General features: G+C 64.4%; 20 protein-coding genes and 1 pseudogene. 7 read left to right on the plus strand and 14 right to left on the minus strand.

Going from position 1 to position 23,783, the window contains the following annotated elements:
- Window positions 1-7: 7 nt before the first annotated feature.
- Window positions 8-901 carry a LysR family transcriptional regulator gene (locus NKJ35_RS10670; RefSeq protein WP_352647050.1) on the minus strand — a complete coding sequence of 298 codons (894 nt, stop codon included), beginning with the start codon at window positions 899-901 and terminating at the stop codon, window positions 8-10.
- A gap of 139 nt (window positions 902-1,040) precedes the next feature.
- Between NKJ35_RS10670 and NKJ35_RS10675 the strand changes: the two are divergent.
- A pseudogene (locus tag NKJ35_RS10675) lies at window positions 1,041-2,470 on the plus strand (MFS transporter).
- Here the strand turns inward: NKJ35_RS10675 and NKJ35_RS10680 are convergent.
- Together NKJ35_RS10680 and NKJ35_RS10685 are read right to left on the minus strand one after the other, a co-directional pair.
- On the minus strand, window positions 2,388-3,320 hold the full coding sequence (locus NKJ35_RS10680; RefSeq protein ID WP_352646799.1) for an alpha/beta fold hydrolase: 933 nt from the start codon (window positions 3,318-3,320) through the stop codon (window positions 2,388-2,390). The pseudogene NKJ35_RS10675 and the gene NKJ35_RS10680 overlap by 83 nt on opposite strands.
- A gap of 157 nt (window positions 3,321-3,477) precedes the next feature.
- Window positions 3,478-4,386 carry a DMT family transporter gene (locus tag NKJ35_RS10685; protein ID WP_352646802.1) on the minus strand — a complete coding sequence of 303 codons (909 nt, stop codon included), beginning with the start codon at window positions 4,384-4,386 and terminating at the stop codon, window positions 3,478-3,480.
- 104 nt (window positions 4,387-4,490) lie between these two features.
- On the opposite strand from NKJ35_RS10685, the gene NKJ35_RS10690 reads away from it, so the two are divergent.
- Window positions 4,491-5,894, plus strand: a complete 1,404-nt coding sequence (locus NKJ35_RS10690; protein ID WP_352646804.1) for an aminotransferase-like domain-containing protein — start codon at window positions 4,491-4,493, stop codon at window positions 5,892-5,894.
- 38 nt (window positions 5,895-5,932) lie between these two features.
- Here the strand turns inward: NKJ35_RS10690 and NKJ35_RS10695 are convergent, their stop codons facing one another.
- From NKJ35_RS10695 to NKJ35_RS10705, 3 genes are all read right to left on the minus strand, one after another.
- A complete protein-coding gene (locus NKJ35_RS10695; RefSeq protein WP_254818237.1) occupies window positions 5,933-6,430 on the minus strand; it encodes a MaoC family dehydratase in 498 nt (165 codons plus the stop codon).
- Window positions 6,431-6,568: 138 nt separating this feature from the next.
- Window positions 6,569-6,997 carry a phasin family protein gene (locus NKJ35_RS10700; protein WP_352646806.1) on the minus strand — a complete coding sequence of 143 codons (429 nt, stop codon included), beginning with the start codon at window positions 6,995-6,997 and terminating at the stop codon, window positions 6,569-6,571.
- Between the two features lie 83 nt (window positions 6,998-7,080).
- Window positions 7,081-8,379: a DUF445 domain-containing protein gene (locus NKJ35_RS10705; protein WP_352646809.1), complete on the minus strand. Its 1,299-nt coding sequence runs from the start codon at window positions 8,377-8,379 to the stop codon at window positions 7,081-7,083.
- 191 nt (window positions 8,380-8,570) lie between these two features.
- Here NKJ35_RS10705 and rirA point away from each other — a divergent pair, with 191 nt between their 5' ends.
- Window positions 8,571-9,032, plus strand: coding sequence for an iron-responsive transcriptional regulator RirA (gene rirA / locus NKJ35_RS10710; protein ID WP_352477664.1), 462 nt, complete (start codon window positions 8,571-8,573; stop codon window positions 9,030-9,032).
- Between the two features lie 13 nt (window positions 9,033-9,045).
- Here rirA and NKJ35_RS10715 read toward each other — a convergent pair whose 3' ends face one another.
- From NKJ35_RS10715 to hemP, 5 genes are all read right to left on the minus strand, one after another.
- Window positions 9,046-9,834 (minus strand): heme ABC transporter ATP-binding protein, encoded by a 789-nt coding sequence (locus NKJ35_RS10715; RefSeq protein ID WP_352646812.1) that lies wholly within the window; start codon window positions 9,832-9,834, stop codon window positions 9,046-9,048.
- 156 nt (window positions 9,835-9,990) lie between these two features.
- A complete protein-coding gene (locus NKJ35_RS10720) occupies window positions 9,991-11,088 on the minus strand; it encodes a FecCD family ABC transporter permease (protein WP_352646814.1) in 1,098 nt (365 codons plus the stop codon).
- A 5-nt stretch (window positions 11,089-11,093) separates the two neighbouring features.
- A complete protein-coding gene (locus tag NKJ35_RS10725; RefSeq protein WP_352646816.1) occupies window positions 11,094-12,002 on the minus strand; it encodes a heme/hemin ABC transporter substrate-binding protein in 909 nt (302 codons plus the stop codon).
- An 11-nt stretch (window positions 12,003-12,013) separates the two neighbouring features.
- On the minus strand, window positions 12,014-13,072 hold the full coding sequence (locus NKJ35_RS10730; protein WP_352646817.1) for a hemin-degrading factor: 1,059 nt from the start codon (window positions 13,070-13,072) through the stop codon (window positions 12,014-12,016).
- Window positions 13,073-13,081: 9 nt separating this feature from the next.
- Window positions 13,082-13,288 (minus strand): hemin uptake protein HemP, encoded by a 207-nt coding sequence (gene hemP, locus NKJ35_RS10735; RefSeq protein WP_352646819.1) that lies wholly within the window; start codon window positions 13,286-13,288, stop codon window positions 13,082-13,084.
- Window positions 13,289-13,576: 288 nt separating this feature from the next.
- Between hemP and NKJ35_RS10740 the strand changes: the two genes are divergently transcribed.
- From NKJ35_RS10740 to NKJ35_RS10750, 3 genes are read left to right on the plus strand one after another with little or no spacing between them, the layout of a single operon-like run.
- Window positions 13,577-15,724 carry a TonB-dependent hemoglobin/transferrin/lactoferrin family receptor gene (locus NKJ35_RS10740; RefSeq protein ID WP_352646821.1) on the plus strand — a complete coding sequence of 716 codons (2,148 nt, stop codon included), beginning with the start codon at window positions 13,577-13,579 and terminating at the stop codon, window positions 15,722-15,724.
- 5 nt (window positions 15,725-15,729) lie between these two features.
- A complete protein-coding gene (locus NKJ35_RS10745) occupies window positions 15,730-16,161 on the plus strand; it encodes a hypothetical protein (protein WP_352646822.1) in 432 nt (143 codons plus the stop codon).
- A gap of 36 nt (window positions 16,162-16,197) precedes the next feature.
- Entirely contained in the window at window positions 16,198-17,496 is a 1,299-nt protein-coding gene (locus tag NKJ35_RS10750; RefSeq protein WP_352646824.1) for an energy transducer TonB family protein, read from the plus strand.
- A gap of 198 nt (window positions 17,497-17,694) precedes the next feature.
- On the opposite strand, the gene putA is transcribed toward NKJ35_RS10750, so the two are convergent.
- A complete protein-coding gene (gene putA / locus NKJ35_RS10755) occupies window positions 17,695-21,306 on the minus strand; it encodes a bifunctional proline dehydrogenase/L-glutamate gamma-semialdehyde dehydrogenase PutA (protein ID WP_352646827.1) in 3,612 nt (1,203 codons plus the stop codon).
- Window positions 21,307-21,469: 163 nt separating this feature from the next.
- Between putA and NKJ35_RS10760 the strand changes: the two genes are divergently transcribed.
- Window positions 21,470-21,922 carry an Lrp/AsnC family transcriptional regulator gene (locus NKJ35_RS10760; protein ID WP_352646829.1) on the plus strand — a complete coding sequence of 151 codons (453 nt, stop codon included), beginning with the start codon at window positions 21,470-21,472 and terminating at the stop codon, window positions 21,920-21,922.
- A gap of 76 nt (window positions 21,923-21,998) precedes the next feature.
- Here NKJ35_RS10760 and NKJ35_RS10765 read toward each other — a convergent pair whose 3' ends face one another.
- Together NKJ35_RS10765 and NKJ35_RS10770 are read right to left on the minus strand one after the other, a co-directional pair.
- Window positions 21,999-23,198: a cytochrome-c peroxidase gene (locus tag NKJ35_RS10765; RefSeq protein WP_352646831.1), complete on the minus strand. Its 1,200-nt coding sequence runs from the start codon at window positions 23,196-23,198 to the stop codon at window positions 21,999-22,001.
- Window positions 23,199-23,205: 7 nt separating this feature from the next.
- Entirely contained in the window at window positions 23,206-23,652 is a 447-nt protein-coding gene (locus NKJ35_RS10770; RefSeq protein WP_352646833.1) for a FixH family protein, read from the minus strand.
- Window positions 23,653-23,783: the final 131 nt, after the last annotated feature.

The following is a 23,783-nucleotide window of genomic DNA, read 5'->3' on the forward strand; positions in this document are numbered from 1 at the left end:
CTCTGGATCAACGAAACGACGCGCAGACCTCCCGCACGCAGGCTCTTAGCCAGCGCTGCGCCGGATCGACATCGAGCCGCGGATGCCAGAGCATCGAAATGGTGACCTCCTCGATATCGACCGGCAACGGGAAGCTGTACATGCGTGCGCGCGCGCCCAGCGTGTGCCGTTCGGGGACGCTGGCGATCAGATCGGAGGCGCGCGCCATGGCGAGCGTGGCCGAGAAGCTGGAAACCATGCACGCAACCGTCCGCTGGAGACCCAGCAGTTTCAAGGCCTCGTCGATCGGGCCCTTTTCGCGGCCACGCCGCGACACGCTGATGTGGCGACCGGCCGCATAACGTTCCGGGCTCACCGGGCCCTCGCTCAGTTTATGTCCCGTTCGCACCACACCGATGAAGCGGTCGCGAAACAGCGCCTGAATGCGCATTTCAGGGCTCGTTTCACTGGCAACCCCGATTTCGAGATCAATCGCCGCGTCGCGCAACGACATGTCGCTCTTGTCGGATTTCGGCGCAAAACGCAGCCGCACACCAGGCGCATCCGCTTCGACACGGGTCACAAGACGCGGTGCGAACTCCTCGACAAAACTTTCGTTGGCGCGCAGCGTGAAGACCTTGTCGAGAGCGGAGAGGTCGAGGGGCCTGGCCGGACGCAGCAGCGCTTCCGCATCCTGCACGACGCGGCCCACTTGCTGCTGCAATTCGAGCGCGCGCGGCGTCGCAACCAGACCACGGCCGGCCCGAACCAGCAATGGGTCGCCTGTCGCCTGGCGCAACCGCGCCAACGTCCGGCTCATCGCCGAGGGACTGAGGCGCAGCCGCCCGGCCGCGCGCGCCACACTGCCCTCGGTCAGCAGCACATCAAGGGCGACAAGCAGATTGAGATCGGGCGACGACATGGAAGGACCGTAGCACAGCTCAGCCGTAATGTGGCGTTTCATGCACGAATAAGATGCAAATACTGCGCCTTCCGCCACATCATGCGAGGGAATAGCCTCCGACAGCTCCGATTTGGGGCTGACGGCAAAGGAGTTCACCTTGGCATCGACCGCTGAAAAGACCTGGGACGAAGTTGCCCCGGTGAGCGCACGCTCGACCCGATGGGCATTGGCAAGCCTGTCGCTTTCAACGCTGCTGTCGTCGCTCGCCACCAGCATCGCCAGCGTCGGGCTGCCATCGCTGATGCAGGCGTTCGGCGCATCGTTCCAGCTCGTGCAATGGGTCGTTCTTGCCTATCTGCTCGCCATCACCACCCTGGTCGTCAGCGCCGGACGGCTCGCCGACATTTCGGCCGCCGCCCGCTATTGCTCGGCGGCATTGCCCTGTTCACCTTCGCATCCGTGCTTTGCGGGCTTGCCCCGACGCTCTGGCTGCTGATCGCCGCACGGGCGGCACAGGGGCTCGGCGCGGCTGTCATGATGGCTCTTACGCTGGCCTTTGTCGCGGACACGGTTCCCCGGGGAAAAACCGGCAGCGCCATGGGCCTGCTCGGCGCCATGTCGGCGATCGGCACCACGCTTGGCCCGTCGCTTGGCGGATTGCTGATCGCCGGCCTCGGCTGGCGCGCGATCTTCCTCATCAATCTGCCGTTGGGGGCGCTGGCTTTCGCGCTTGCCTGGCGCGTCCTGCCGGCCGGAAAAAAGACGCCAGATCGGCGCGGTTTCGACGGCATAGGCACGGCTTTGCTCGCGCTGACGCTGGCCGCCTATGCGCTCGCCATGACTCTTGGGCGCGGCAGTTTTGGTTCTCTCAATACCGGCTTGCTGATTGCCGCCGCCGTGGCTGGCCTGCTGTTCGTGATTGCGCAGACAAGGGCCGAGAACCCTTTGATTCAACCTGCGAGGTTCCGCGACCAGGCGCTGAACGCAAGCCTCGCCATGAGCCTGATCGTCGCCACCGTGATGATGGCGACGCTGGCGGTCGCGCCGTTCTATCTGTCGCGCACGCTTGGGCTGGACGCAGCCATGGTCGGGCTGGTTCTGTCGACCGGCCCTCTGGTTACCGCATTGGCGGCGCTGCCGGCCGGACGCCTGGTCGATCGTTTCGGGGCGCACCGGATCACGATCGTCGGCCTGTTCGATCTCGCTATTGGTACTTTTGCTCTGTCGCGGGCGGAATTCGGTATTGCCGGCTACATCGTGCCGATCATCATCGTCTGCACCGGCTACAGCCTGTTTCAGACCTCCAACAATTCAGCCGTGATGACCGGCGTGGCATCCGACCAGCGCGGCGTCGTCTCCGGCCTGCTCAATCTCTCGCGCAATCTAGGCCTGATCACCGGTGCGTCGGTGATGGGCGCGGTGTTTGCCTTCGCATCGGCTGGCGGAAGCGAAGGTAGCGGTCAGCAGATATTAGCACCTGCGGCAGCCGCACGAGGGATGCAGGTCACTTTCCAGGTGGCGACGGCCCTGGTAGTGGCGGCGCTGATCCTTGCGAGTATTTCTGGTCGCCGCGGCCAGCGCGCTTAGCTGAGCCGCCGGCGACGAACTCCAGCATCAGTTCAGCAGCCTTGAGCGCATGCGTCTCCAGGAGGAAATGTCCTGCGTCGAAGACGTGAGCCTCCATCCGGGGAAGATCCACAAGCCACGATTGAACCTCTGCAATGTCGAAGAAGGCATCGTGGCGACCCCAAAGAAGCATCGCTCGGGGCTGATGCTTCGCCAGATAATCAGCCACCTCCCCGAACCGGTCGACATATCGGCCGTAGTCGGCAATGAGCGCCTTCTGCAGATCAAGTCGTCCCGGCAGGCACATGACCCGCCAGTCTTCGATCCAATTACCTGGATCGACCAGCGCCGCGATCTCGGCTGGCAGCCCGGCGACGTATTGGTCGCGGGTTCCCTCAAGGGTCAGATGGGCGGTGGCGGCCTGCTCATTCGCCGCATTCGGCGCAGCCCAGAAGTCCAATGTGTCTGCCCATTGCGGACCAAAACCGGAGCGGTGGGCATTGGCATTCTGGATAACGAGGCCTTCGACGAGTTCCGGCGCGCGCATGGCGAGATGAAGCGCTACCGGGGTTCCGAAATCATGCAGATAAAGAAACCTGCGGCCAACGTTGAGACGCGAGAGCAGCTCTTCAATCGCGCCGGCCAGCATGTCGAACGATGGCTCGGGCGGCAGATCGGACGCGCCGAAGCCCGGCAGGTCAGGCGCCACGACATAGGCGCAGCCGGAGAGCGGCGCGATCACGTCGCGAAACGTCCGCGAAGAGCTGGGAAAGCCGTGCAGCAGCACGAGCGCGGGCTTGGAAGCGTCACCAGCCGTCCGGACGGCCACCTCGCCGCCGGAGGACAAGACTACCTTCTGGACCCCAGGCACCAAAATCGTCCCTTTTTCCTCCACGCCGACGTGAGGCCACCTCGCGCCTTTGTGCCACTCTGGCCGACTCGGCACCTCGAGACGTCGTTCCGCCAGGTCGGCAGCTCTTGGTATCAATTGGACGCGATTGTATCGAGTCAAGAGTGCGCTGGCGCACCTATTTCGCATATCTCTTGGCACCGACGACGCAAAGCACGATGGCTGCGGTGACGGCGATCATGGCGGGACTGACCTGCTCATGCAGCAGCGCTGCCGCCAGCCCGAGGCCGAAGAAGGGCTGCAGCAGCTGCAACTGACCGACCGCGGCGATGCCGCCTTGCGCCAGGCCGCGATACCAGAACACGAAACCGATCAGCATGCTGAACAGCGAAACATAGGCCAAGCCAATCCAGGCGCCCCTGCCGGCACTTTCGAGCGACGGCGGCATCGTGATGAACGTCAGCGCCAGCATGAAGGGCAGCGACAGCACCAGTGCCCACGAAATCACCTGCCAACCGCCGAGTTTGCGCGACAGCGCCGCTCCTTCGGCATAGCCCAATCCGCACACGATGATGGCGGCCAGCATCAGGATGTCGCCGAGCGGCGAGACCGACAGGCCTTGGGTGACTGCGAAACCGGCGACAAGGGCGCTGCCGAGGCACGAGAACAGCCAGAACGCCGGCTTCGGGCGATCGCCGCCTCGAACCACGCCGAAGATCGCGGTCGCCAACGGCAACAGGCCGACGAAAATGCTCGAGTGAGCCGACGTGATGTGTTTGAGCGCCAGCGCTGTCAGCAGGGGAAAGCCGACCACGACGCCAAGCGCCACGATCGCCAGCGGGAACAGATCTCGCCGCTCCGGGCGCTTCTGGCGAAAGAGAAGCAGCAGCGCCAGGCCGAGGATGCCCGCCGAAGCCGCACGGGCGACCGTTACGAACACCGGATCGAAATCCATCACCGCCACGCGCGTCGCCGGCAGCGAACCGCTGAAGATCAGCACGCCGATGAACCCGTTGACCCAGCCACTTGCCGCCCAGCCACTCGCCGCCCAACTGCTCGCCGCCCAGCTACTCGCCGCCTTGTCCATAGATGCCCCGCTGATTTCGCCCTCTATCGGGCCGAGAGTATGGCTCCGCCAGAGACAATCAGGTACAGTTTGACAAAACTGTCATGGTGGAGCGAGCAGTACGGATGGACGAGCAGACGACAACAGATGAAGGCAGCCGAACGCTTGTCGAAAGCGTCATGGCGACGATCAGGCACAGGATCGCCTCGCGCAGCCTGACGCCGGGAATGCGGCTGCCTTCGATCCGGGCTTTCGCCAAGGCCATGCAGGTTTCCAAATCCACCGTGGTCGAAGCCTATGAACGTCTTGCGGCGGAAGGCATGATCCGCTCGCGGCCAGGCTCGGGCTTCTATGCCGCCGGACCGCTGGCTCCGCTGTCGCTGGCCGAGATCGGCCCCAGGCTTGACCGTGCTGTCGACCCGCTCTGGGTCTCACGCCAATCGCTGGAAGCCGGCGACGGCGTCCTGAAACCGGGTTGCGGCTGGTTGCCGGCGTCATGGATGCCCGAGGCTGGATTGCGTCGCTCGCTGCGGACGATGGCCCGCGCCGACGATGCAGCGCTGACCGATTACGGCACGCCGCTCGGGTTGCCGGCGTTGCGACATCTGTTGGCGCGGCGCATGGCCGAGCACGGCATCGAAGCGTCCCCGGAACAGATCATGCTGACGGAATCGGGCACTCAGGCGATCGACCTGCTGTGCCGGTTCCTGCTCGAACCGGGTGACACGGTGTTGGTCGACGATCCGTGCTATTTCAACTTCCATGCCCTGTTGCGCGCCCATCGGGCCAAGGTGATCAGTGTCCCCTACACGCGCTCGGGGCCGGACATCGAACTGTTCGCGCAGGCGCTGAACGAGTACCGGCCGCGCCTCTACATCACCAATTCGGCGCTCCATAATCCGACCGGCGCGATATTGTCCCCGGTCGTTGCCCATCGGGTGCTGAAGCTCGCCGACCAGTCGGGGCTGACGATCATCGAGGACGATATCTTCGCCGATTTCGAACACACGCCCGCGCCCAGGCTGGCGGCCTTCGACGGCCTCAGCCGGGTCATCCATATCGGAAGCTTTTCCAAGACGCTGTCGGCATCGGTGCGCTGCGGCTTCATCGCCGCTCCTCGCGACTGGATGGAAGGTTTGACCGATCTCAAGATTGCCACATCCTTTGGCAGCGGGCGACTTGCATCCGAACTGGTGCTGACGTTGCTGAAGGACGGCCTCTATCGCAAGCACGTCGATCTGCTGCGCGCGCGGCTCTCGCACGCCATGGAAGAAACCGGCACCCGGCTCAGGGCAATCGGCATCGTGCCGTGGATAGATCAGCCGGCCGGCATGTTTTTATGGTGCAGGCTGCCGGAGGGAATAGATGCCGCGGACGTCGCCCGTCACGCTTTGTCGGCCAACGTCGTGCTTGCGCCCGGCAATGCGTTCAGCCTGTCCCGTTCGGCCAGCCGTTACATGCGCTTCAACGTCGCCCAATCGGGCGACGACCGGATTTTCAGGGCGCTTGAAGAGGCGATGTCGCGTTGATTGCGCTGCCGGAAGCCTGCTGGCCTGAGGCTGTGCTCTCAGGCCCCTGCCCGCTTGCGGCGTGCATAAAGCATGACGAGCGTCTCGGCGGTCAGCGCCGGCTTTTGCTCGCCTTCGATCTCGACTGTATTGGCGGCCTTCATCAAATACTGCCCCGGACCTTTGTCTTCCATCGACAACAGCGTGGTGCGCAGCCTGATTCGCGAGCCGACCCTGACCGGCGCCACGAAACGCACTTTGTCGAAACCGTAATTGAACGCGGCCTGCGTGTTTTCGGGCACGATGCCCATCTCGAGCGCCAGCGCGCCGATGATCGACAGGGTCAGATAGCCATGCGCGATCGTCGTTCGGAACGGGCTTTGCCGCTTCGCCCGTTCGGGATCGACATGGATCCATTGATGATCGCCAGTGCATTCGGCAAACTGGTCGATGCGGTGCTGATCGACCAACGTCCAGTCCGAAACGCCCAACTCCTGCCCGGCCATCGCCCTGAGTTGCTCGAAGGTCGGCGGCGTCCTCGGCCGTATCTGCGTCATTCCTGCTTTCCCGATCGCTTGCCTGTTCCGGACCACGACCGGCCGCCCCTGTCAATTCGCCAGTGCGATTCCAGCCCATAATCTTCGGCCGCGAATCGCCGGTCTTCGCTGCCGGCAAGCGTGCTGCCGGGGAACAGCTTACCTCTTATGGTGGCCGGCGCGGATCTCCTCCATCGCCTCTTTGATGCGGCTGCGCAGGATTTCGATCGATTCGCTACCGGACGCCCTCGCCAGTTCGGCCATCTCGCCGGCATTCTTCAGCGCGGTCTCGAAGGATTTCCTGGCGAACGCCGCCTGCTTCTGCATCATTTCCTGCGGAGTGCCGGGCGCTCGGTAGTTTTGTGCCATGTCGGTGATTTCGCGCAGCGTGTCCTGCAGCATCTCGCGTTGCCTTGACAACAGCGCCGACGCTCCGGCGGCACTCGCCCGGGCCGACTTCTCCAGCGCCTCCAGGTTCCTGGCGTGGTGGGCGAGGATCGCCTCGACGTCGACATTCGGCAGCTTCAGGTCGCGGCCGAACTTGCCGAACATGTCGATGAAGGACTCAGACTCCGGTCGTTTTGCCATGCTGGTTCTCTCCCCCTGTTGCCGTGAACGCCGCCACTGCACCGAAGATAGTGCAGCGAAGCTCAGCGGTCCATTCGGACGAGTCAGCCGACGAGAAACAGCCGTTCGGCGATGTAGAGCACGAGCCCGGCAAGGCCACCGATGATCATGCCGTTGAAGCGGATATATTGCAGGTCCTTGCCGATGTTCATTTCTATAAGCCTTGTCAGTTGCGCGAGGTCCCAGCGCTTGACCTGGTCGGCGATGAACTTCGACACGCCGCTTTTCTGGCTTTCGACGAAGGAGGCCAGCGCCACGATGAAGCCCTGGTTCATGTCGGCCCTGATCTGCGCGTCGTCGGCAAGATGGCGGCCGACCTCGACGAACATGGTGGCGAGATGGTCGCGGATCATCGAATTCGGCGCCTTGGCGTCCTGTTCGATGAACAGCCGCAGGCTGTCCCACATATCGCCGGCCAACGCGCTGAGCTCTGGCCGGGCAAGGAAATCGCGCTTCAGCTTCTCGGCGCGCCTGGCATATTGTTTGGATGTCCTCAACCGCTCGACGAAGGTTTCGACGAAAAGGTCGAATTCGGCTCTCATCGGGTGGTGCGGATCGGCCCGCACCTCATCGAGCAGCGAGCCGGCCGACGCAACGATCTTCTTCAACAGATAGGCGTCGGCGCGAAACAGGTTGAATAGCGACGGCAGTTCCTCGCGGATCTTCTCGCGCATCGTCGCCAGCGCCTGCTCGTCGCTCAGGAAGCGGCCGACCACCTTGGTGAACTCGTCGAATAATTTCTGGTGGCGGCGATCGTCGGTCAGCGCCGACAGCAGCTCGGCGGCAAGCGGCGCCAGCGGTACCTTCTCGATCTGCTCCAGCATGCGGCTGGTGACGAATCCGCGCAGCCCGGATTGCTCGACCGCTGCCAGCGTCTGCGGCACCAGCCGGCCAACGAAACGCGACAAATCGGCGGCGCGGTTCGGGTCGGCCAGCCAGTCCGCGACCAGCGCCGAAAAGTCCACCTCGGCAAGCTTTTCGCGCACCGGTTCCGGCGCCAGGAAATTGACCTCGATGAAGCGGCCGAGATTGTCGGCGATGCGGTTCTGGTTTTCCGGGATGATGGCCGTATGCGGGATCGGCAGGCCAAGCGGCCGCCGAAACAGCGCCACCACCGCATACCAGTCGGCCAGCCCGCCGATCGTCGCCGGTTCGGCGAAAGCGGCGACGAAGCCCAGCCACGCATGCCGGCTCTCGAGCGATTTCGCCACCGCAAAGACCAGCACGCAAAACGCAAGTGCTGCGGCGGCAACGAACTTGGTGCGCCTGAGCGCCGAAAGCTTGGCATCGGCATCGAACCGGGCGGACGCGACAGATGCAAATGCCGGGGCTGGTCGAGACATGATGGGCCGCTCCTGATCGTGTATGCGAACTTATCTAGTGCCGCCTGCCCCGGAAAGCGCCCCGCTGGTTTCAGCGCGCGCAATCGTGCACGCAAACTTGAGGCCGGAATTCATCTATTATGCAGCGCCAGTCTGGAATTGTTCCAAACTATAGGCCATATTGACGCCAACCACTGCTATGTGAGGACACGATGCGGCTTACCCGTCAGACAAACTACGCCATGCGCATTCTGATGTATTGCGCCGCCAACACCGAACGGTTGAGCCGCATCCCCGAGATCGCCGCCGCCTATTCGGTATCGGAACTTTTCCTGTTCAAGATTCTGCAGCCGCTGGTCGAGCACGGGCTGATCGAAACGGTGCGCGGCAGGAATGGCGGCGTCAGGCTCGGCCGTGCGGCCGAATCAATCAGCCTGTTCGATGTCGTGCGGGTGACGGAGGAAAGCTTTGCCATGGCCGAGTGCTTCGAGAACGACGCCGCCGAATGCCCGCTGGTCGACAGCTGCGCCTTGAATTCGGCATTGCGCGAAGCGCTCAACGCCTTCTTCGCCGTGCTGTCGCGCTACACGATCGCCGATCTGGTGGCGGCGCGCCCGAATGTGCGACACCTGCTCGGCATCGACATGCTGGTGCAAAGGGCGCCGGCCGCTTGAGTTCTCTGATTGCCTAAGCCGCCGATTGCGGCAGTACGAACGGCATGTTTGCGGCCGGCAACACGCCGACCTTCAGCCGGCAATCGAAGACCTTTTCGATCAGCTCGTCGCTGAGCACCTGTTGCGGCGAACCTGTAGCGGCGAGCCTGCCGCGATGCATGACGAAGATCCGGTCGGCATACATCGCCGTCAAATTGAGGTCGTGCAGGATGGCGACCACGCCGCCGCCGCGCCTGGCGAAATCACGCGCGATGTCCATGATGATCAGCTGGTGTTTGATGTCGAGGCTGGACACCGGCTCGTCGAGGAACAAATAGCGCGGCTTGCCGTCGAGCACCGGCGCCCATATCTGGCACAGAACGCGGGCAAGCTGCACGCGCTGCTGCTCGCCGCCGGACAGCTCCTGGTAGAAGCGGCCGGCAAAACCGTCGAGGTCGACGCGAGCCAGCGCCCGTTCGGGCAGGCGCTGGTCCTCGCCGGGCAACGCGCCGGAGCGCCCGCCGACCAGGCCTAGCCTGACGATCTCACGCACGGTGAACGGGAAGGACAGCGTCGTCGCCTGCGGCAGCACCGCGCGCACCGTCGCCGCCTCGACCGGCTTCATCGCGGATAGATTGCGGCCGTTGACGGTGACCTCTCCCGAATAAGCAAGATCGCCGGACAGTGCTCTGAGAAAGGTCGTCTTGCCCGAACCGTTGGGGCCGACGATGGCCGCGACCTCGCCGGGCCGAGCCGCGAAATCGATATGGGCGACAATGCGCTTGCCGCCGATCGCCACCGAGACATCCCGCGCTTCGATCATAAAAACCTCTTAGAGACTGTTTCGATATTCGCTCTGGCGAGTCATATGGTGGTGGTTTCGAGAACCGGAGCGGAGCGGACATTTGGGTCCGTGAGCACCGGAAGCGCAGAAAAACGCCATCAGATGGCCGCCAGAGTAGAGTTTCCAAACGGTCTCTCACAGGTCGATGACGCCGCGCTTACGCAGCAGTATCCACAGGAAGAACGGTGCGCCGGCGACCGCGGTGACGATGCCGATCGGCAATTCGGCCGGGGCGACGATGGTGCGGGCGGCGGCGTCGGCCAAAAGCAGCAGCGCCGCACCAAGCAGTGCCGATGCAGGCAGCAGATAGCGGTTGTCCGGGCCAATCAGCAAACGCAGCAAATGCGGTACGACGATACCGACGAAGCCGATGCCGCCGCTGACCGCGACGGAGGCGCCGACCGCTGCCGAGACGCCGATGATGGCGGTGTATTTCAGCCGCTGCACCGGAATGCCGAGATGGCCGGCGGTGGCCTCGCCAAGCGCCAGCGCGTTGAGGCCGCGCGCCAGGAACGGCATTGCCGCCAGCGCCAGCACGATGACCGGCCCGACCGAGCCGATCTTTTGCCAGGTTGCGCCGCCCAGCGAACCGAGCTGCCAGAAGGTCAGGTCGCGCAATTGCCGGTCGTCGGCCATGAAGATCAGGATGCCGGTCAGCGCCATGGCAAGCGCCGCCAGCGCGATGCCGGCGAGCAGCATGGTGGCGACCGAGGTCCGGCCTTGTCGTGTCGCGACCCGATAGAGCAGCAGTGTCGTCGCCAGCCCGCCGCAGAACGCAGCCAGCGGCAAAGCCGTCGTGCCGAGCGCTGAAGTCAGCGGCGCCAGCATGGTCGAACCAAGCACGATGACGGCGACCGCACCGAGGCTCGATCCAGCCGAAACGCCGATCAGGCCGGGGTCGGCCAGCGGATTGCGGAACAACCCCTGCATGACGGCACCGGAGACGGCAAGCGATGCACCGATCAGCACGCCCAGAATCATGCGCGGCAGACGGATGTCATGGATGATCAGGCGGTCGCGGGCGCTCAACGCCGCGTCGCCGGGCAACGCGCCGAACAGCCAGTTGTGCATGACGCCGATGGCCGAGGCATCGGACGCGCCGGAGGTCAGCGACAACAGCACGGCGATAACCAGCCCGACGCAGAGTAGCACGATGACGAGGCAGGCACGCCGCGAACGGTCACCTGCCGTCGCCATAATGCCCGTCGCACCGGCGATCGAATGATCGGCCATCGCGCTCAATCCGCGACCTGGCTGCCATAGAGCGAGACGGCGAGATCATGGATGGCGTCGGTCGTGCGTGGACCGAAGCCGAGCAGGTAGCCGCCGTCCATGCGGATCAGCGTGCGGGCTGCACCCGCCGGCGTCGAAGCCACGGCAGGGTTCGAAAACAATTCGTCATCCGCGGTGGCCGGCCCGGCGTTGTTCATCATCAGGATCACGTCGGGCCTGGCGGTGATGACTGCCTCGTCCGACAATTGCTTGTAGCCGGCAAAGCCATCGATGGCGTTGATGCCGCCCGACAGCTTGATGATGCCGTCGGCGGCGGTGTCGCTGCCGGCGGCAAGCAGCTTGCCGCCCTGCATCGACAGCACGAACAGGATGCGCCTGCGCTCCTCGATCGAGGCGGTCTGCTTTTCAGCTGCCTTCAGCTTGGCGTCGATCTCGACCGCCAGCGCATCAGCCTTGGCGCCCACGCCAAGTGCCCTGCCGACAATGTGGATCTTTTCTAGAATGCCTTCGTGGTCGTAGCGCTCGGGCACCTCGATGAACGGGATGCTCGTTTTCTTCAGCACGTCGACGGCTTCCTTCGGTCCGCTGCCGTGCAGCGCCAGTATGCCCGACGGATTGACCGACAGCACACCCTCCGGCGACAGCTGGCGCATGTATCCGATGTCAGGCAGCTTGAGCGCCGCCTCGGGGTAACGGCTGGTCGAATCGCGGGCGACCAGCCGATCCTGCTCGCCGAGCGCGTGGACGATCTCGGTTATCGAGCCACCAATAGCCACGATCCTCGAGCGATCGGCGAAAGTCGCGATGCCCTCGGCGGCTTGAGCCGTCATCAGCGCGGCGAATGCCAGGAAAACGGCGGCCGCAGGACCAAGCGCCGGCCTGGAGACCGATGCCAGCCTGGAGACAAGAACCATCGTCGTTGTCCTCAGGCTGCGGTCGGGCTTGGAATGCGCGGCAGGTTTTCGGCCAGAAAGCGCCAGTCTTCGCGCTCGCTTTCGCCTTCGTGCCGCTTACCGAAGAACTGGATGATCATCTTGCCGTCGGCGCCATAGACTTCGAGCGACGTGACATGGCCGTCCTTGGTCGGCTTGCGCACGGCCCAGACCTCATCGATGTGGTCGGTCCGCAGGTGCAGATGGAAGGTCTCGTCGAGCACGTTGAGCCATGGTCCCATCGGCTTGATCGAGGCGACGGGGCCGGAATGGATCTGGATGCAGCCGCGATTGCCGACAAAGCACATGATCGGAATGGCGTCGGCAGCGGCGTGGTTGAACATGGCGTTCACCGCATCCTTCTCGACCAGCCAGGCGTAGTCCTGGCCGACCATGCGCACCGCCTGTCGGCGGCTGATCTTCAGTGTCTTCAGCATGCCGAAGAACTGGTGCACGTCGGTCAACTGGCTCCAGCGGTTGCGCAGATCGTCGACGCTCGCCGAATTGTCCGCAGTCTCGGTCTCGTCAGCCGTGCCCGCTGAAATCGCCATCGTCGGCTCCTGGTTCGGCGATTCCAGCCCGGCCACCAGTTTCTGATAGGCGTAGAGGTTGGAGGCTGGCCTGAGATGCATCTTGTGTACCGCCTCGCCTGCGGTGTCGAAGAACTGCAGGCTGCGGCGGATGTCGGCGCCATCGCGCTTTTCCACGGCAAAGCCGTGCGCCCAGACTTTGGGGAAAATGCGCAGGTCGATGTTTTCGCCGAGCACCATGGCATTGTGATTGCCGGTGACGACCTTGTCGTAGACGCCAATCTTCTCGTGCACCGCGCTTTCGTTGCGGGTCAGCGCCATCACCTCACCGACAGCTTCGAGGCCAGTCAAGAGGTCGTTGACACGCGGCTCGACGCGCACGACCCCGTCGCCGCAATGCGCGGCGACCAGTTCGGCCTCCGAAATCCTCAGCCGGGCGGCGAGATCACGCTCGCGCATTTTCGGATTGTCTGCCCGTGCCCGCCGGATCTCGTGCGGGGCGGGTTTTACGCGCTGGTCCATTTCTACCACCTACTTGTTGAGGATGAGCTTGCCCTGCCGGGTGATCTTCAGCCGATACAGCGCACCGTGATGCTCGATGCCGATCTCGTGCTCACCCTGGAACAGCGTGTTGCTGGACAGCGTTCTCACGGCCGATTGGACCCGTTCGAAACGGACGGAATTTTCGTCGGAACGGCGGACGCGATAGTGAAAGTCGCTGGGATTGTGCGTGTTCATGGGTTCGCTCCCTGTTCTGTGCCGGGCATCTGGCTCGGCGCCTGCGTGAAATGCCGATTCAATTCTTGACTCGAATGGTCATGTTATCTAGCAGTGCAATACCGGAGTAAATGAGTCAACATTTAAGACGCCGGACGCGATGAAAAATGCCAGCGAGCCCCAAGCCAGCCAGCATCGAACATGGATTCTTGGAGTTGCAGCATGGGGTTGGCGAATTGGGGACGGCCGGCGGGCAGCGGCCTGGCACACTGGTCGACAGCAAGAAAAATGGGGTCTATGGCAAGCAAAATGGCCGCGTTGCTGGCCGGCGCGGCGGCGATCCCGCTGCTCGCCACACCGGCCGGCGCCCAGCAGGCCGCCCAACCGGCAACCGGCCAGCAACGGACTGACCCGTCACAACAGCCCGAACAGGCAAAGCCGGTTTTGACGGGTACCACGCTGCTCGACAAGATCCTGATCCTCAGCCGTACCGGCGAGACGGCGATCGAATCGCTTGCTTCAGCCAGCCATGTCGATGAGGAACAGCTCGAGCGCCGCATGGCGACGACGCCCAACGAAATGCTGTTCGGTGTGCCGGGTGTCGCCGTCCAGGCCGACGCAAGGCGTGTCAGCTCCAGCATCAACATCCGCGGCTTGCAGGATTTCGGCCGCGTCTCCGTCATTGTCGACGGCGCTCGTCAGAATTTCCAGCGCTCGGATCATGGCACGCAATCGACCTTCTACATCGATCCCGAATTAATCAAATCCGTCGACGTGATCCGCGGCCCGGTCGCCAACACCTATGGCTCCGGGGCGATCGGCGGCGTCGTCTTTTTCGACACCAAAGATGCGCAGGATTTCCTCAGGTCCGACGAGACCTGGGCGGCAGCAGCGACCGGGCGCTACGAAACCAACGGCGAAGGCTGGACCACCAGCGCCAGCGGTGCCTATCGGATCAACGAGAATTGGGACGTGCTCGGCAACATCGTCTACCGCGATTATGACGACTACAAGCATGGCGGCGGCGACACTGTAGCGGGCACCGGCTTCGATGTCTTGAGCGGGCTGCTCAAGACGACCATCCGCCCCAGCGACAACAGCCAGCTGAAGCTCGGTTGGATCGGCTCGAACGACGGATGGACCGAAACCAGCGGCAGTGCGCCGGTGAACGACGCCGACCTGAAGGCGAATACCTTCACGGCCCGCTACAACATCACCGACGAAGACAGGAGCTGGCTCGATCTCCACATCAACGCATCTTACAACAAGACCAAGCTCGATCTGACGACCCTTGTCGCGCAAAACCGGTTTGATCCGGTCACCGGTCTTCCGATCATCCTGCCAGCGGGTTCGATATCGACCTTCGATATCGGCACTTCCGGCATCGACATCTGGAACACCTCGAGATTCGAGACCGTTGGAATCGCGCATGAGCTGACCTACGGCGGCGACTGGGTTGGCGACGATGTCGAGACAGGCGGCACGGCGGGCGGCGACAGTTTCTACACGCCCTCGGGCGATAGAAACGTCTCCGGCGCATACGTCCAGGACAAGCTCACCTGGGACTGGCTCGAGGTCATCGCCGGGCTGCGTTACGACAGCTACAAGCTCGACAGCGATGTCGGCGAAACCTCTGGCAACCGGCTGTCGCCACGCATCACGGTGGGCGTTTCGCCCTTCGAAACCGCCGGCCTTTCCGGGCTGCAATTCTACGGCACCTATGCGGAAGGCTACCGTTCACCGTCGGTGTCGGAGACGCTGATCAGCGGCAATCATCCGTCAGGCGTCAGCTTCCCGTTTCTCCCCAATCCGAATTTGAAGCCTGAAATCGGCAAGACGGTGGAGTTTGGCGTCAATTACAGCACCAATGGTGTCATCGAGGCTGATGACGCGCTGCGGCTGAAGGCGGCCTATTTCAACAACAACGTCGACGACTACATCGACGGCGTGACGTTGTCGCCGTTCGACCCGACCAGCGGCTGCCCATTCGGTCCGGGCATCCCGATCTGCTTCCAGTACCAGAATTTCGCCAAGGCCAGGATTCACGGCTTCGAGATGGAGGGCGTCTATGACGCCGCCTGGGGCTTTGCCGGGCTGTCGGCGTCGGTCACCGACGGCCACACCATCTCCTATGAAGGCGAACGGGCGGACCTTGTCACCGTCCCCTCCTCCCAGGTCACCGGGCAACTCGGCTTTCGCTTCCTCGAGGACAGGCTGACAATCGGCGGCGAGGTGCAATACAACGGCAAGCCGCAGGGCAACGCGGTGGCCAAGGACTATACGCTGGTCAATGCCTTCGCCAGTTACCAGGCGACCGACAATTTCAAGGTCGATTTCCGCGCCGACAATCTGTTCGACGTCAAATACGCCAACCCGCTGAACGCATCGACGATGAGCGTCGTCTACGAGCCCGGCGTCACCCTGAAGCTGGCGGCGACCATGAGGTTTGGAGGCTGACAACAATGACAGGCATGACGGCATCCCTTCGTCTGTTCGCCGCGGTGCTGGCAATATCGCTTGCGGCGGCTCCGGCATGGACACAGCAGCCAGCGCCGGCGCTGAACCTAGAACTGAACGGCGCGCAACCATCCGACAAGGCCTGCCGCCTGACCTTCGTGGTCACCAACAATCTCGGTGCCGATCTGTCCAAGGCGGCATTCGAGATCGCGCTGTTCAACGAAGTCGGTGTCGTCGATCGGCTGACCGTGCTCGATTTCAAGGAGCTGCCGGCAGGCAAGACCAAGGTGACGCGTTTCGACCTTGCCGGCACCGATTGCGGCAAGCTCAGCCGCGTGTTGATCAACAGCGCCACGGAATGCGCCGGCGCCGAGCCGAATGCCTGCATGCGCGGGCTGAACACGCAGACCAGGACCGGCATCTCCTTCGGGGTCTAAATTTTGGGACTGGAACCCGCCTTCGCACGAAACGCCGTGGCGTGGCCGCTAGCCGGTTTCCTGCCGCCGGAGCCGGACGATCCGGATTTCGCCATCCCGCGCGAGGCGCTGCGTGTTTCGCTGCGCGACAGACCGGAAGACAGTTACATCGTCGATGCCGACGGCAACTTGCCTACGGTGCCTGTGGAGCCAATGCGGCAGGCACGACAGAAGCAGCGGCGCCGCAACTGGACGGTGGCGATCGCCTGCTCTTGCGCATTCCACGTAGCCGTGGCGCTGGCTTTTCTCACGCTGCCGGACGACCGGCCAAGGATCGAAGGTGCCGACCAGCAAGGCGAAATGCTGCTCGGCGCCGACCCGCAGCAGGCAGCCAGCGATGTCGGAGACGACCCGGACGTGGCCAACGTGACGATGGTGACGATGCTGGACGCAAGACCGGTGGAAACGGTCGAGGCACAGGCGACTGCGGCGGAGGAGACGCTTCAGCCGGTCACTGACGCGGCCGAAGCTTCCGGAACAGAAGTGGTCGAGCCGGTCAGCGAGGCCGCCACGGAAGCTGCTGCGCCTGCCGATCGCACCGATCCCGCACCTGCCCAACCCGTCCAGCCTGCCCGCCAGGACCCATCGCCCGACATTCTTGCGACCGACAGGCTGGTGCCTGCCGACGACAACGCCGTGCCGCCGCCAGTCAGCGCGGTCGAAACGGCCGAGCCTGCCGAGACGAGTGCTCCGGCACCAGCCGATCGGACGCCGGCCGAAACAGTTCGGACGACCGAGACAGTCGGCGCGGCGGAAGAACCGAAGCCGAACAGGCCGGAGCCCAAGCAGCCGAAGAAGGCAACCGCGCAGAAAAAGCCGGCCAGGAGGGCCGAACCAAACGAGCCCGAAAAGCCGGCCTTGCGCAAGAAAGCGAGCAAGGCACTTGCCAAAGCCGATTCCAAGAAGAAAAAGACCGGCTCCGGCGGCCGCGACGAAACGGATGTCGCGCGCGGCGCGGCCGACGGCAAGAAGGACGGCAAGATCCTGACCGCCAGCAGGGGCGGCAAATCAGGCGTCGGCAATGCAGCCGTCACCAACTATCCCGGCAAGATCAGGTCTAAGCTGGTGCGGGCGTTCAATTCGACGCGCACGCGCGCCACCGGCACGGCTACCGTCGCCTTTACCGTCGCATCGAATGGCAGCGTCCGGTCGGCCAGGCTGACGGGCAGTTCGGGTGTTGCCGCGCTGGACAAAGCCGCACTCGACGCAATCCGCCGGGCTTCTCCGTTTCCTCCCATTCCGGAAGGAGCCGGTCGCTCGGCTTGGCAGTTCGAGGTGCCGCTCGGTATCAGGTAACTATCGCTCTCAGCCACCAAAGCCGGCGCCGCCCCTCAACCCCCTGCCGGGACCTTCTCCCGTAAAGAACGGGAAGAAGGGGCGTGGTGGACGCAACGCTGGGCGACCCCCTCCCCGTTCTTCACGGGGAGAGAGTAAGGGTGAGGGGAAACCTGAAGCGATTTACACGGCCCGCGATACGCGAACCCTGGCGAAACCCTACGCAGCGGCCAGCAGGCTGGCATTGCCGCCCGCCGCCGTGGTGTCGACGCAGACGGCGCGCTCGTGCGCATAGGCGGCCGGATAATAGACTTCGCTGACCAGCGGCACGATCGGGCCGGCGCGCTCGGCGATGACCTTGCGCACGATGCGCGCGGCCTCGGGCGTGCCGGAAAAGGCCACGACGTCAACCCGCAGCGAGCGCGCTTCGACCGGGTCCGGCCGGCCGTCGATCGCCGCCAGCGGCAAGCCCTTGCCGGTCAGCGCTGATAGCGCCGCCGGCGCGCCGGGCGCGACGGCGAGCACCGCGTTGCCGGCGGCCAGCGCCTGGATGGTCTGGGCAAGCAGCGTATCCGCGTCGGGACCGAGGCACAGCACGCGCCCGCGCGGCGCCAGCGACAGCGTGTTGGCCTCGCCGGTCGGCCCGGGCAGGTCGACCTGGCCGAAATCGATCGCGGCTGCAGCGCCGATGGCCGCGCCGCCCTTGCCGCGCAGATGTTTCCTCAGGATGGCGACGCGATCCGGCCGCGTCGACCACCCGCCAAACGCCGGGTCCGGCAGATTGTCGGCGAGCTCGGTCGCCGTCACCTTGCGGCCTTCGGCAAGATGGGGGCCGGCCTCCGGTCCCTTGCGGAAGCGCCGGAGATAATGCGGGCCGCCAGCCTTCGGCCCGGTGCCGGAAAGCCCCTCGCCGCCAAACGGCTGCGCGCCGACGACGGCGCCGATCTGGTTGCGGTTGACGTAGATGTTGCCGGCATTGATGCCGTCGACGAAATGCTGGGCGCGGCCTTCGATGCGGGTGTGCAGGCCGAAGGTCAGGCCATAGCCCTTGCGGTTGATCGCCGCGATCACCGCATCGATCTCGTCGGCATCGAAGGTGGCGACATGCAGCACCGGCCCGAACACCTCGCGCTCCAGCTCCTCGATGCCCTTGACCCGAAAGACGTGCGGCGCAACGAAGCGGCCATCCTTCGGTGCTTCGAGTTTGGCGATCAGCCGGCCCTGCAGGCCCATTTTGGTGCAGTAGTCGCGGATCGACGCTTGCGCCTCGTCGTCGATGACCGGGCCGACATCGGTCGATACCCGCCAGGGGTCGCCGAGGCTGAGCGCTTCCATCGCGCCTTTCAGCATCTCCAGCATCTTCTTCTCGACGTCCTTCTGCACGTAGAGAATGCGCAATGCCGAGCAGCGCTGGCCGGCACTCTGGAAGGCGGAGGCCAGGATGTCGCGCACCGCCTGTTCGGGCAGCGCAGTGGAATCGACGATCATGGCGTTCAGGCCGCCGGTCTCGGCGATCAGCATGGCATCGGGCGCAGCGGTCTCGGCGAGTTGCTTTTCGATCAGCTTGGCGACCTCCGTCGAGCCGGTGAAGCAGACGCCGGCAATGCGCGGGTCAGCGGTCAGCGGGCCGCCGACCGAGGGGCCGTCGCCGGGCAGAAGCTGGATGACGTCTTCCGGCACCCCGGCCTCGCGCAGCAGCTGGACGGCGCGAAAAGCGATCAGCGGCGTCTGTTCGGCAGGCTTGGCGATGACGGAATTACCGGTGACGAGTGCTGCCGCGATCTGCCCGGTGAAGATGGCGAGCGGAAAATTCCACGGCGAGATGCAGGCGATGGCGCCGCGCGCGTCGGTTCCCGCCTCGGCATTTGCGGCCTCGGCCGCATAGTAGCGCAGGAAATCGACTGCCTCGCGCACCTCGGCAACGCCGTCGGCGAGCGACTTGCCGGCCTCGCGGGCGGCGAGTGCAAAGAACTCGACGGCGTTCGCTTCGTAGAGATCGGCCGCCCGGTTGAGGATGGCGGCGCGCTCGGCGACCGGGCGTCTTGCCCATGCCGGTTGTGCCTCGACGGCGATGCGCACGGCGGTCTCGACCTGCTTGGCGCCGGCCTCGCTGACCGTGCCGACCACTTCCGAAGGTTTTGCCGGATTGACGACCGGACGCTGCTTGCCATAGCCGGCAGCGCGGCTGACCGGCTTGGCGTGCCAGCGCTCCGGCCCGGCGAACTCGGCCCTCGCCTTGTCGATCGCAGCCAGCGTCAGCGTGTCGGTGATATCGAAACCCTTGGAGTTGCGCCGGCCGGGACCGAAGATCGCCGACGGCGGCACGATCGCCGGATTGGCGGCGGGGCCTTGTTTCTCCACCGTCTCGAGTGGGTCGCGGGCAATGTCCTCGGGCTCGACCTCCTCGTCGGTGAGCTGGTGGACAAAGGAGGAATTGGCGCCGTTCTCCAGCAGCCGGCGGACCAGATAGGCAAGCAGGTCGGAATGGGCGCCGACCGGCGCATAGATGCGGCAGCGCGTGCCTTCGGCTTTGCGCACCGTCTCGTGCAGAGCTTCGCCCATGCCGTGCAGCCGCTGGAATTCGAATGTATCGCGGTCCGTCGTCATCGACAGGATGGCGGCGACGGTGTGGGCGTTGTGGGTGGCGAATTGCGGATAGATGCGGTCGGTCATCGCCAACAGCTTGTTGGCGCAGGCCAGGTAGGAGACGTCGGTATTGGCCTTGCGGGTAAAGACTGGATAGCCGTCGAGCCCGAGCGTCTGCGCCCGCTTGATCTCGGTGTCCCAATAGGCGCCCTTGACCAGCCGCACCATGATGCCGCGGTCATATTTCCTCGCCAGTTCGTAGAGCCAGTCGATGACGAAGGCGGCGCGTGGGCCATAGGCCTGGACGACGACGCCAAAACCGTTCCAGCCGGCAAGTTCCGGCTCGGCCAGCACCCGCTCGATGACGTCGAGCGACAAATCGAGGCGGTCGGCTTCCTCGGCGTCGATGTTGAGGCCCATGCGCGAATGGCGCGCTGCGAGCGCCAGCGACAGCAGCCGCTCGGCCATGACCGGCAGCATCTTTTCCTTCTGCGTCACTTCATAGCGCGGATGCAGCGCCGAAAGCTTGACCGAGATGCCGTGGTTCTGGCGGATGTCGGGGCCGTTGGCGCCGGCATCGAGCGACGAGATGGCGTCGGCATAGGCCTTGAGATAGCGCAAGGCGTCGGCCTCGGTGCGGGCCGCCTCGCCCAGCATGTCGAAGGAATAGAGATAGCCTTTCTGTGTCATCGGCCGGCCGCGCCTGACCGCCTCGACGATGGTGCGGCCAAGCACGAACTGCTCGCCCATTTCGCGCATGGCAGCCGCGACCGCCTTGCGGATGACCGGCTCGCCCAACCGGCGCACCATGGCGCGCAGCGTGCCTTCGATGCCGCCCTCGCCTTCGTCGAGCACCCGGCCGGTCAGCATCAGCGCCCAGGTCGACGCGTTGATGAAGATCGAGCTCGAGCCGCCCGCATGCGCCGACCAGTCGTGCGGCGCGATCTTGTCGGCGATGAGATCGTCCATCGTCTCGGTGTCGGGCACCCGCAGCAGCGCCTCGGCCAGGCACATCAGCGCCACGCCCTCCTTGGTCGAGAGGCCATAGGCGGACAGAAAGACCTCCATCAGCCGCGGATCGGACGAGCCGCGCACTGCCCGCACCAGATCGGCAGCGCGGGCCGAGATCGCCTTTCGGTCTTTCCCTGAAAGCCCCGTCGCCTCGGCCAGCCGCTTCACAGCCGCGTCTTCGTCAGGCAGGTAATTGGCACGGATCTGCTGGCGGATGGCATCGAGCGCTGGCATGACGGTCCTGTAGAGCAAGCATCAGTGAGCGGGCCGGCGGCTGCCGGACCGAATGGCGCAAAGCTAGCACAAAGCCCGATCGCAGTCGGTCCAAAGAAATCGACAGCGCAGGTCGATTGATCTATCATGACGGCCGATCCACGCCAATTTGACCAGAATTTCAATGACAGAAGACCAATTGGACCGCATTGACAGGAACATCCTGTCGGCGCTGGGCAGCAATGGCCGGCTTTCCATGTCGGAACTCGCGGCAAAAGTCGGCCTGTCGAAGACGCCGGTGCAGGCGCGGGTCAAGCGGCTGGAGATGGACGGCTTTATCAGAGGCTACCAGGCGATCGTCGACCGCGAGCGGATGGGCGAAGGTCATGTCGCCTTCGTCCAGGTGAAACTGTCCGACACCCGCTCGGCCGCGCTCGACGCCTTCAACCGCGCCGTGCAGGCGGTGCCGGAGATCGAGCAGTGCCACATGATGGCGTCGAGCTTCGACTATCTGCTGAAGGTCCGCACCACCGACATCGCCGCCTACCGCCGCGTGCTCGGCGAGCGCATCTCCGCCCTGCCGCACGTTGCCCAGACCTCGACGTTTGTCGCGATGGAGACGGTGAAGGATCGGTAGGAGAGCGCTGTTGCGGCAATGTTGGCGGAGTAAAGGACTTAGAAAGCCGATCGCTACCGAGCGGGCTGAGCCACCCTCACTCCGCCAGTGTCTTCAAAAACGCCACCAGCGCCGCGCGTTCGCGGTCCGAAAGCTGCAGCGGGTGGATCTCGGATGTGCCCTCGACGCTTGCCGGTGCCTTGGAATAATGCGCCACCACCTCGTCGAGCGAGGAAAACTGCCCGGCGTGCATGTAGGGCGGCCGGGTGGCGGCACCCCGCAGTGACGGCGTCTTATACGCACGAACGAGTTCCGGCCCGGCCTTGACCATGAAGTGCAGTTCGCGGCAGGCGCTGGCATCGCCGTCGCGAAAGGCGCCGAAACAGTTGAACGGATCGGCCTCGACTTGGCGCACCGCGTCGACGCGGCCGCGATCCGGCGGCAGGCCCGTGACCGGCGGCACGCCGGTGTTGTGGAAGCTGCCGTCGGTAAAACGCGGGCCATTGTGGCAGGTCACGCAATTGGCCTTGCCGATGAACAGCTTCAGGCCGAGGATTTCCTCCGGCGAAAAGGCAGCGTCGCCTTTCGGCTCGGCGCCCGCAGCCAGATCGATGGCAAAGCGGTCGAAGCGTGTCTGCGGCGGCGCGATCGAGCGCTCGAAGGCGGCGATCGCCTTGCCGATGTTGGCAAAGACGCGGTTGACCTCCTCGGCTTGGCTGGCGGGCATGGCTTTCCAGGCCGCCTTCTCGGCATCGGTGCCGAGCGGGCTGGCATTGGCCGGCACGCCCGAAAGGTTCGGCAGCGGGCCGAAGATGCGCTCATAGCGCTCGCCGAAGCGGGCCTTGATGTAATGCGCGAAGGCGGCGCGGTTGCCCGCCTGCTCCAGCGGATTTTCAAGCGGTGTCAGCGCTTGCGCCCACAGGCTGTCGCGCCGCCCGTCCCAGAAGAACCAGGGATCATGAGCGACGCCGGCCAACGGCATGGTACGACGATTGGTGCGGCCGACGCCGACCGCTTGCGGCAGGTCGTCCTGGAATTGGCGGTCGATCTTGTGGCAGGTCGAGCACGATACCGTGCCGTCGCCGCTCATCCCGGTGTCGAAGAACAGCGTCGAGCCGAGTGCCGCGGCGGCCGGCACATCGGCGAAGCGATTGGTGGTGTCGGGCTTCAGCGGCGGCAGCCTGGACAGCGCCAATGAGGCGATGGTCTGCTTTTCGGCATCGGAAAACTCCGGTCTGCCGCAGCCGGCAAGCACGGCCACCACCACCAACACGAGAAGACTGGAAAACCGGCTCATCAGCGGCTCACAGCACCACGTTGAAGACGACAGTGTCCGAACCGGCCGCAGCGGAAATGGCAAAATGCAATTGCCACCACCCGCTCATCGTGAATTTGACCCCGTCGATGCGATAGCGCCCGGCGCCGAGGTAATCGGTCGCCTGTGGGCTGGTCGGCAGACCGTGCTTGTGCTGCGGCATGCCGCCGGAAATCGTTATCGCAGCACCTTCCACCGGCGCACCGTCGACGGTATTCAGCGTCAGCAGCCAGGATTCCAGTTCGCCCTGCCGGATGACGCCTTTCTCGGGCTCGAAAGTCGCCACGAACAGCTTGTTCGCCGTCGTCTTGGAACGGCCTACGTCCGAGCTTGGTTGCGGCGCATGCGGCGCCGTCAGATAGACGACGGCCAGCACGCCGGCAAGCAAGGCAGCCAGGCCGAGGCCTCCAAGAAGATAACGCCATAACGATGCCAAACCAATTCCTGTTCTGCGGATAACGTTTCGCTGGGCAGATCGCGTCCCACCCCCTGTGGGAAATCGCGCCCAGCGCAAGAATCCGCCGTCGCCAAGCATGGCGCTGCCGGCCGCAAAAAGCTACAGCACCG

Source organism: Mesorhizobium sp. M0136 (genome assembly GCF_040322515.1).
Lineage (GTDB): Bacteria > Pseudomonadota > Alphaproteobacteria > Rhizobiales > Rhizobiaceae > Mesorhizobium.

Coding starts and splice junctions, on each gene's coding strand:
- NKJ35_RS10670 (WP_352647050.1), bottom strand. CDS start 901: ATGTCGTCGCCCGATCTCAATCTGCTTGTCGCCCTTGATGTGCTGCTG.
- NKJ35_RS10685 (WP_352646802.1), bottom strand. CDS start 4,386: ATGGACAAGGCGGCGAGTAGCTGGGCGGCGAGCAGTTGGGCGGCGAGT.
- NKJ35_RS10690 (WP_352646804.1), top strand. CDS start 4,491: ATGGACGAGCAGACGACAACAGATGAAGGCAGCCGAACGCTTGTCGAA.
- NKJ35_RS10695 (WP_254818237.1), bottom strand. CDS start 6,430: ATGACGCAGATACGGCCGAGGACGCCGCCGACCTTCGAGCAACTCAGG.
- NKJ35_RS10700 (WP_352646806.1), bottom strand. CDS start 6,997: ATGGCAAAACGACCGGAGTCTGAGTCCTTCATCGACATGTTCGGCAAG.
- NKJ35_RS10705 (WP_352646809.1), bottom strand. CDS start 8,379: ATGTCTCGACCAGCCCCGGCATTTGCATCTGTCGCGTCCGCCCGGTTC.
- rirA (WP_352477664.1), top strand. CDS start 8,571: ATGCGGCTTACCCGTCAGACAAACTACGCCATGCGCATTCTGATGTAT.
- NKJ35_RS10715 (WP_352646812.1), bottom strand. CDS start 9,834: ATGATCGAAGCGCGGGATGTCTCGGTGGCGATCGGCGGCAAGCGCATT.
- NKJ35_RS10720 (WP_352646814.1), bottom strand. CDS start 11,088: ATGGCCGATCATTCGATCGCCGGTGCGACGGGCATTATGGCGACGGCA.
- NKJ35_RS10725 (WP_352646816.1), bottom strand. CDS start 12,002: ATGGTTCTTGTCTCCAGGCTGGCATCGGTCTCCAGGCCGGCGCTTGGT.
- NKJ35_RS10730 (WP_352646817.1), bottom strand. CDS start 13,072: ATGGACCAGCGCGTAAAACCCGCCCCGCACGAGATCCGGCGGGCACGG.
- hemP (WP_352646819.1), bottom strand. CDS start 13,288: ATGAACACGCACAATCCCAGCGACTTTCACTATCGCGTCCGCCGTTCC.
- NKJ35_RS10740 (WP_352646821.1), top strand. CDS start 13,577: ATGGCCGCGTTGCTGGCCGGCGCGGCGGCGATCCCGCTGCTCGCCACA.
- NKJ35_RS10745 (WP_352646822.1), top strand. CDS start 15,730: ATGACAGGCATGACGGCATCCCTTCGTCTGTTCGCCGCGGTGCTGGCA.
- putA (WP_352646827.1), bottom strand. CDS start 21,306: ATGCCAGCGCTCGATGCCATCCGCCAGCAGATCCGTGCCAATTACCTG.
- NKJ35_RS10760 (WP_352646829.1), top strand. CDS start 21,470: ATGACAGAAGACCAATTGGACCGCATTGACAGGAACATCCTGTCGGCG.
- NKJ35_RS10765 (WP_352646831.1), bottom strand. CDS start 23,198: ATGAGCCGGTTTTCCAGTCTTCTCGTGTTGGTGGTGGTGGCCGTGCTT.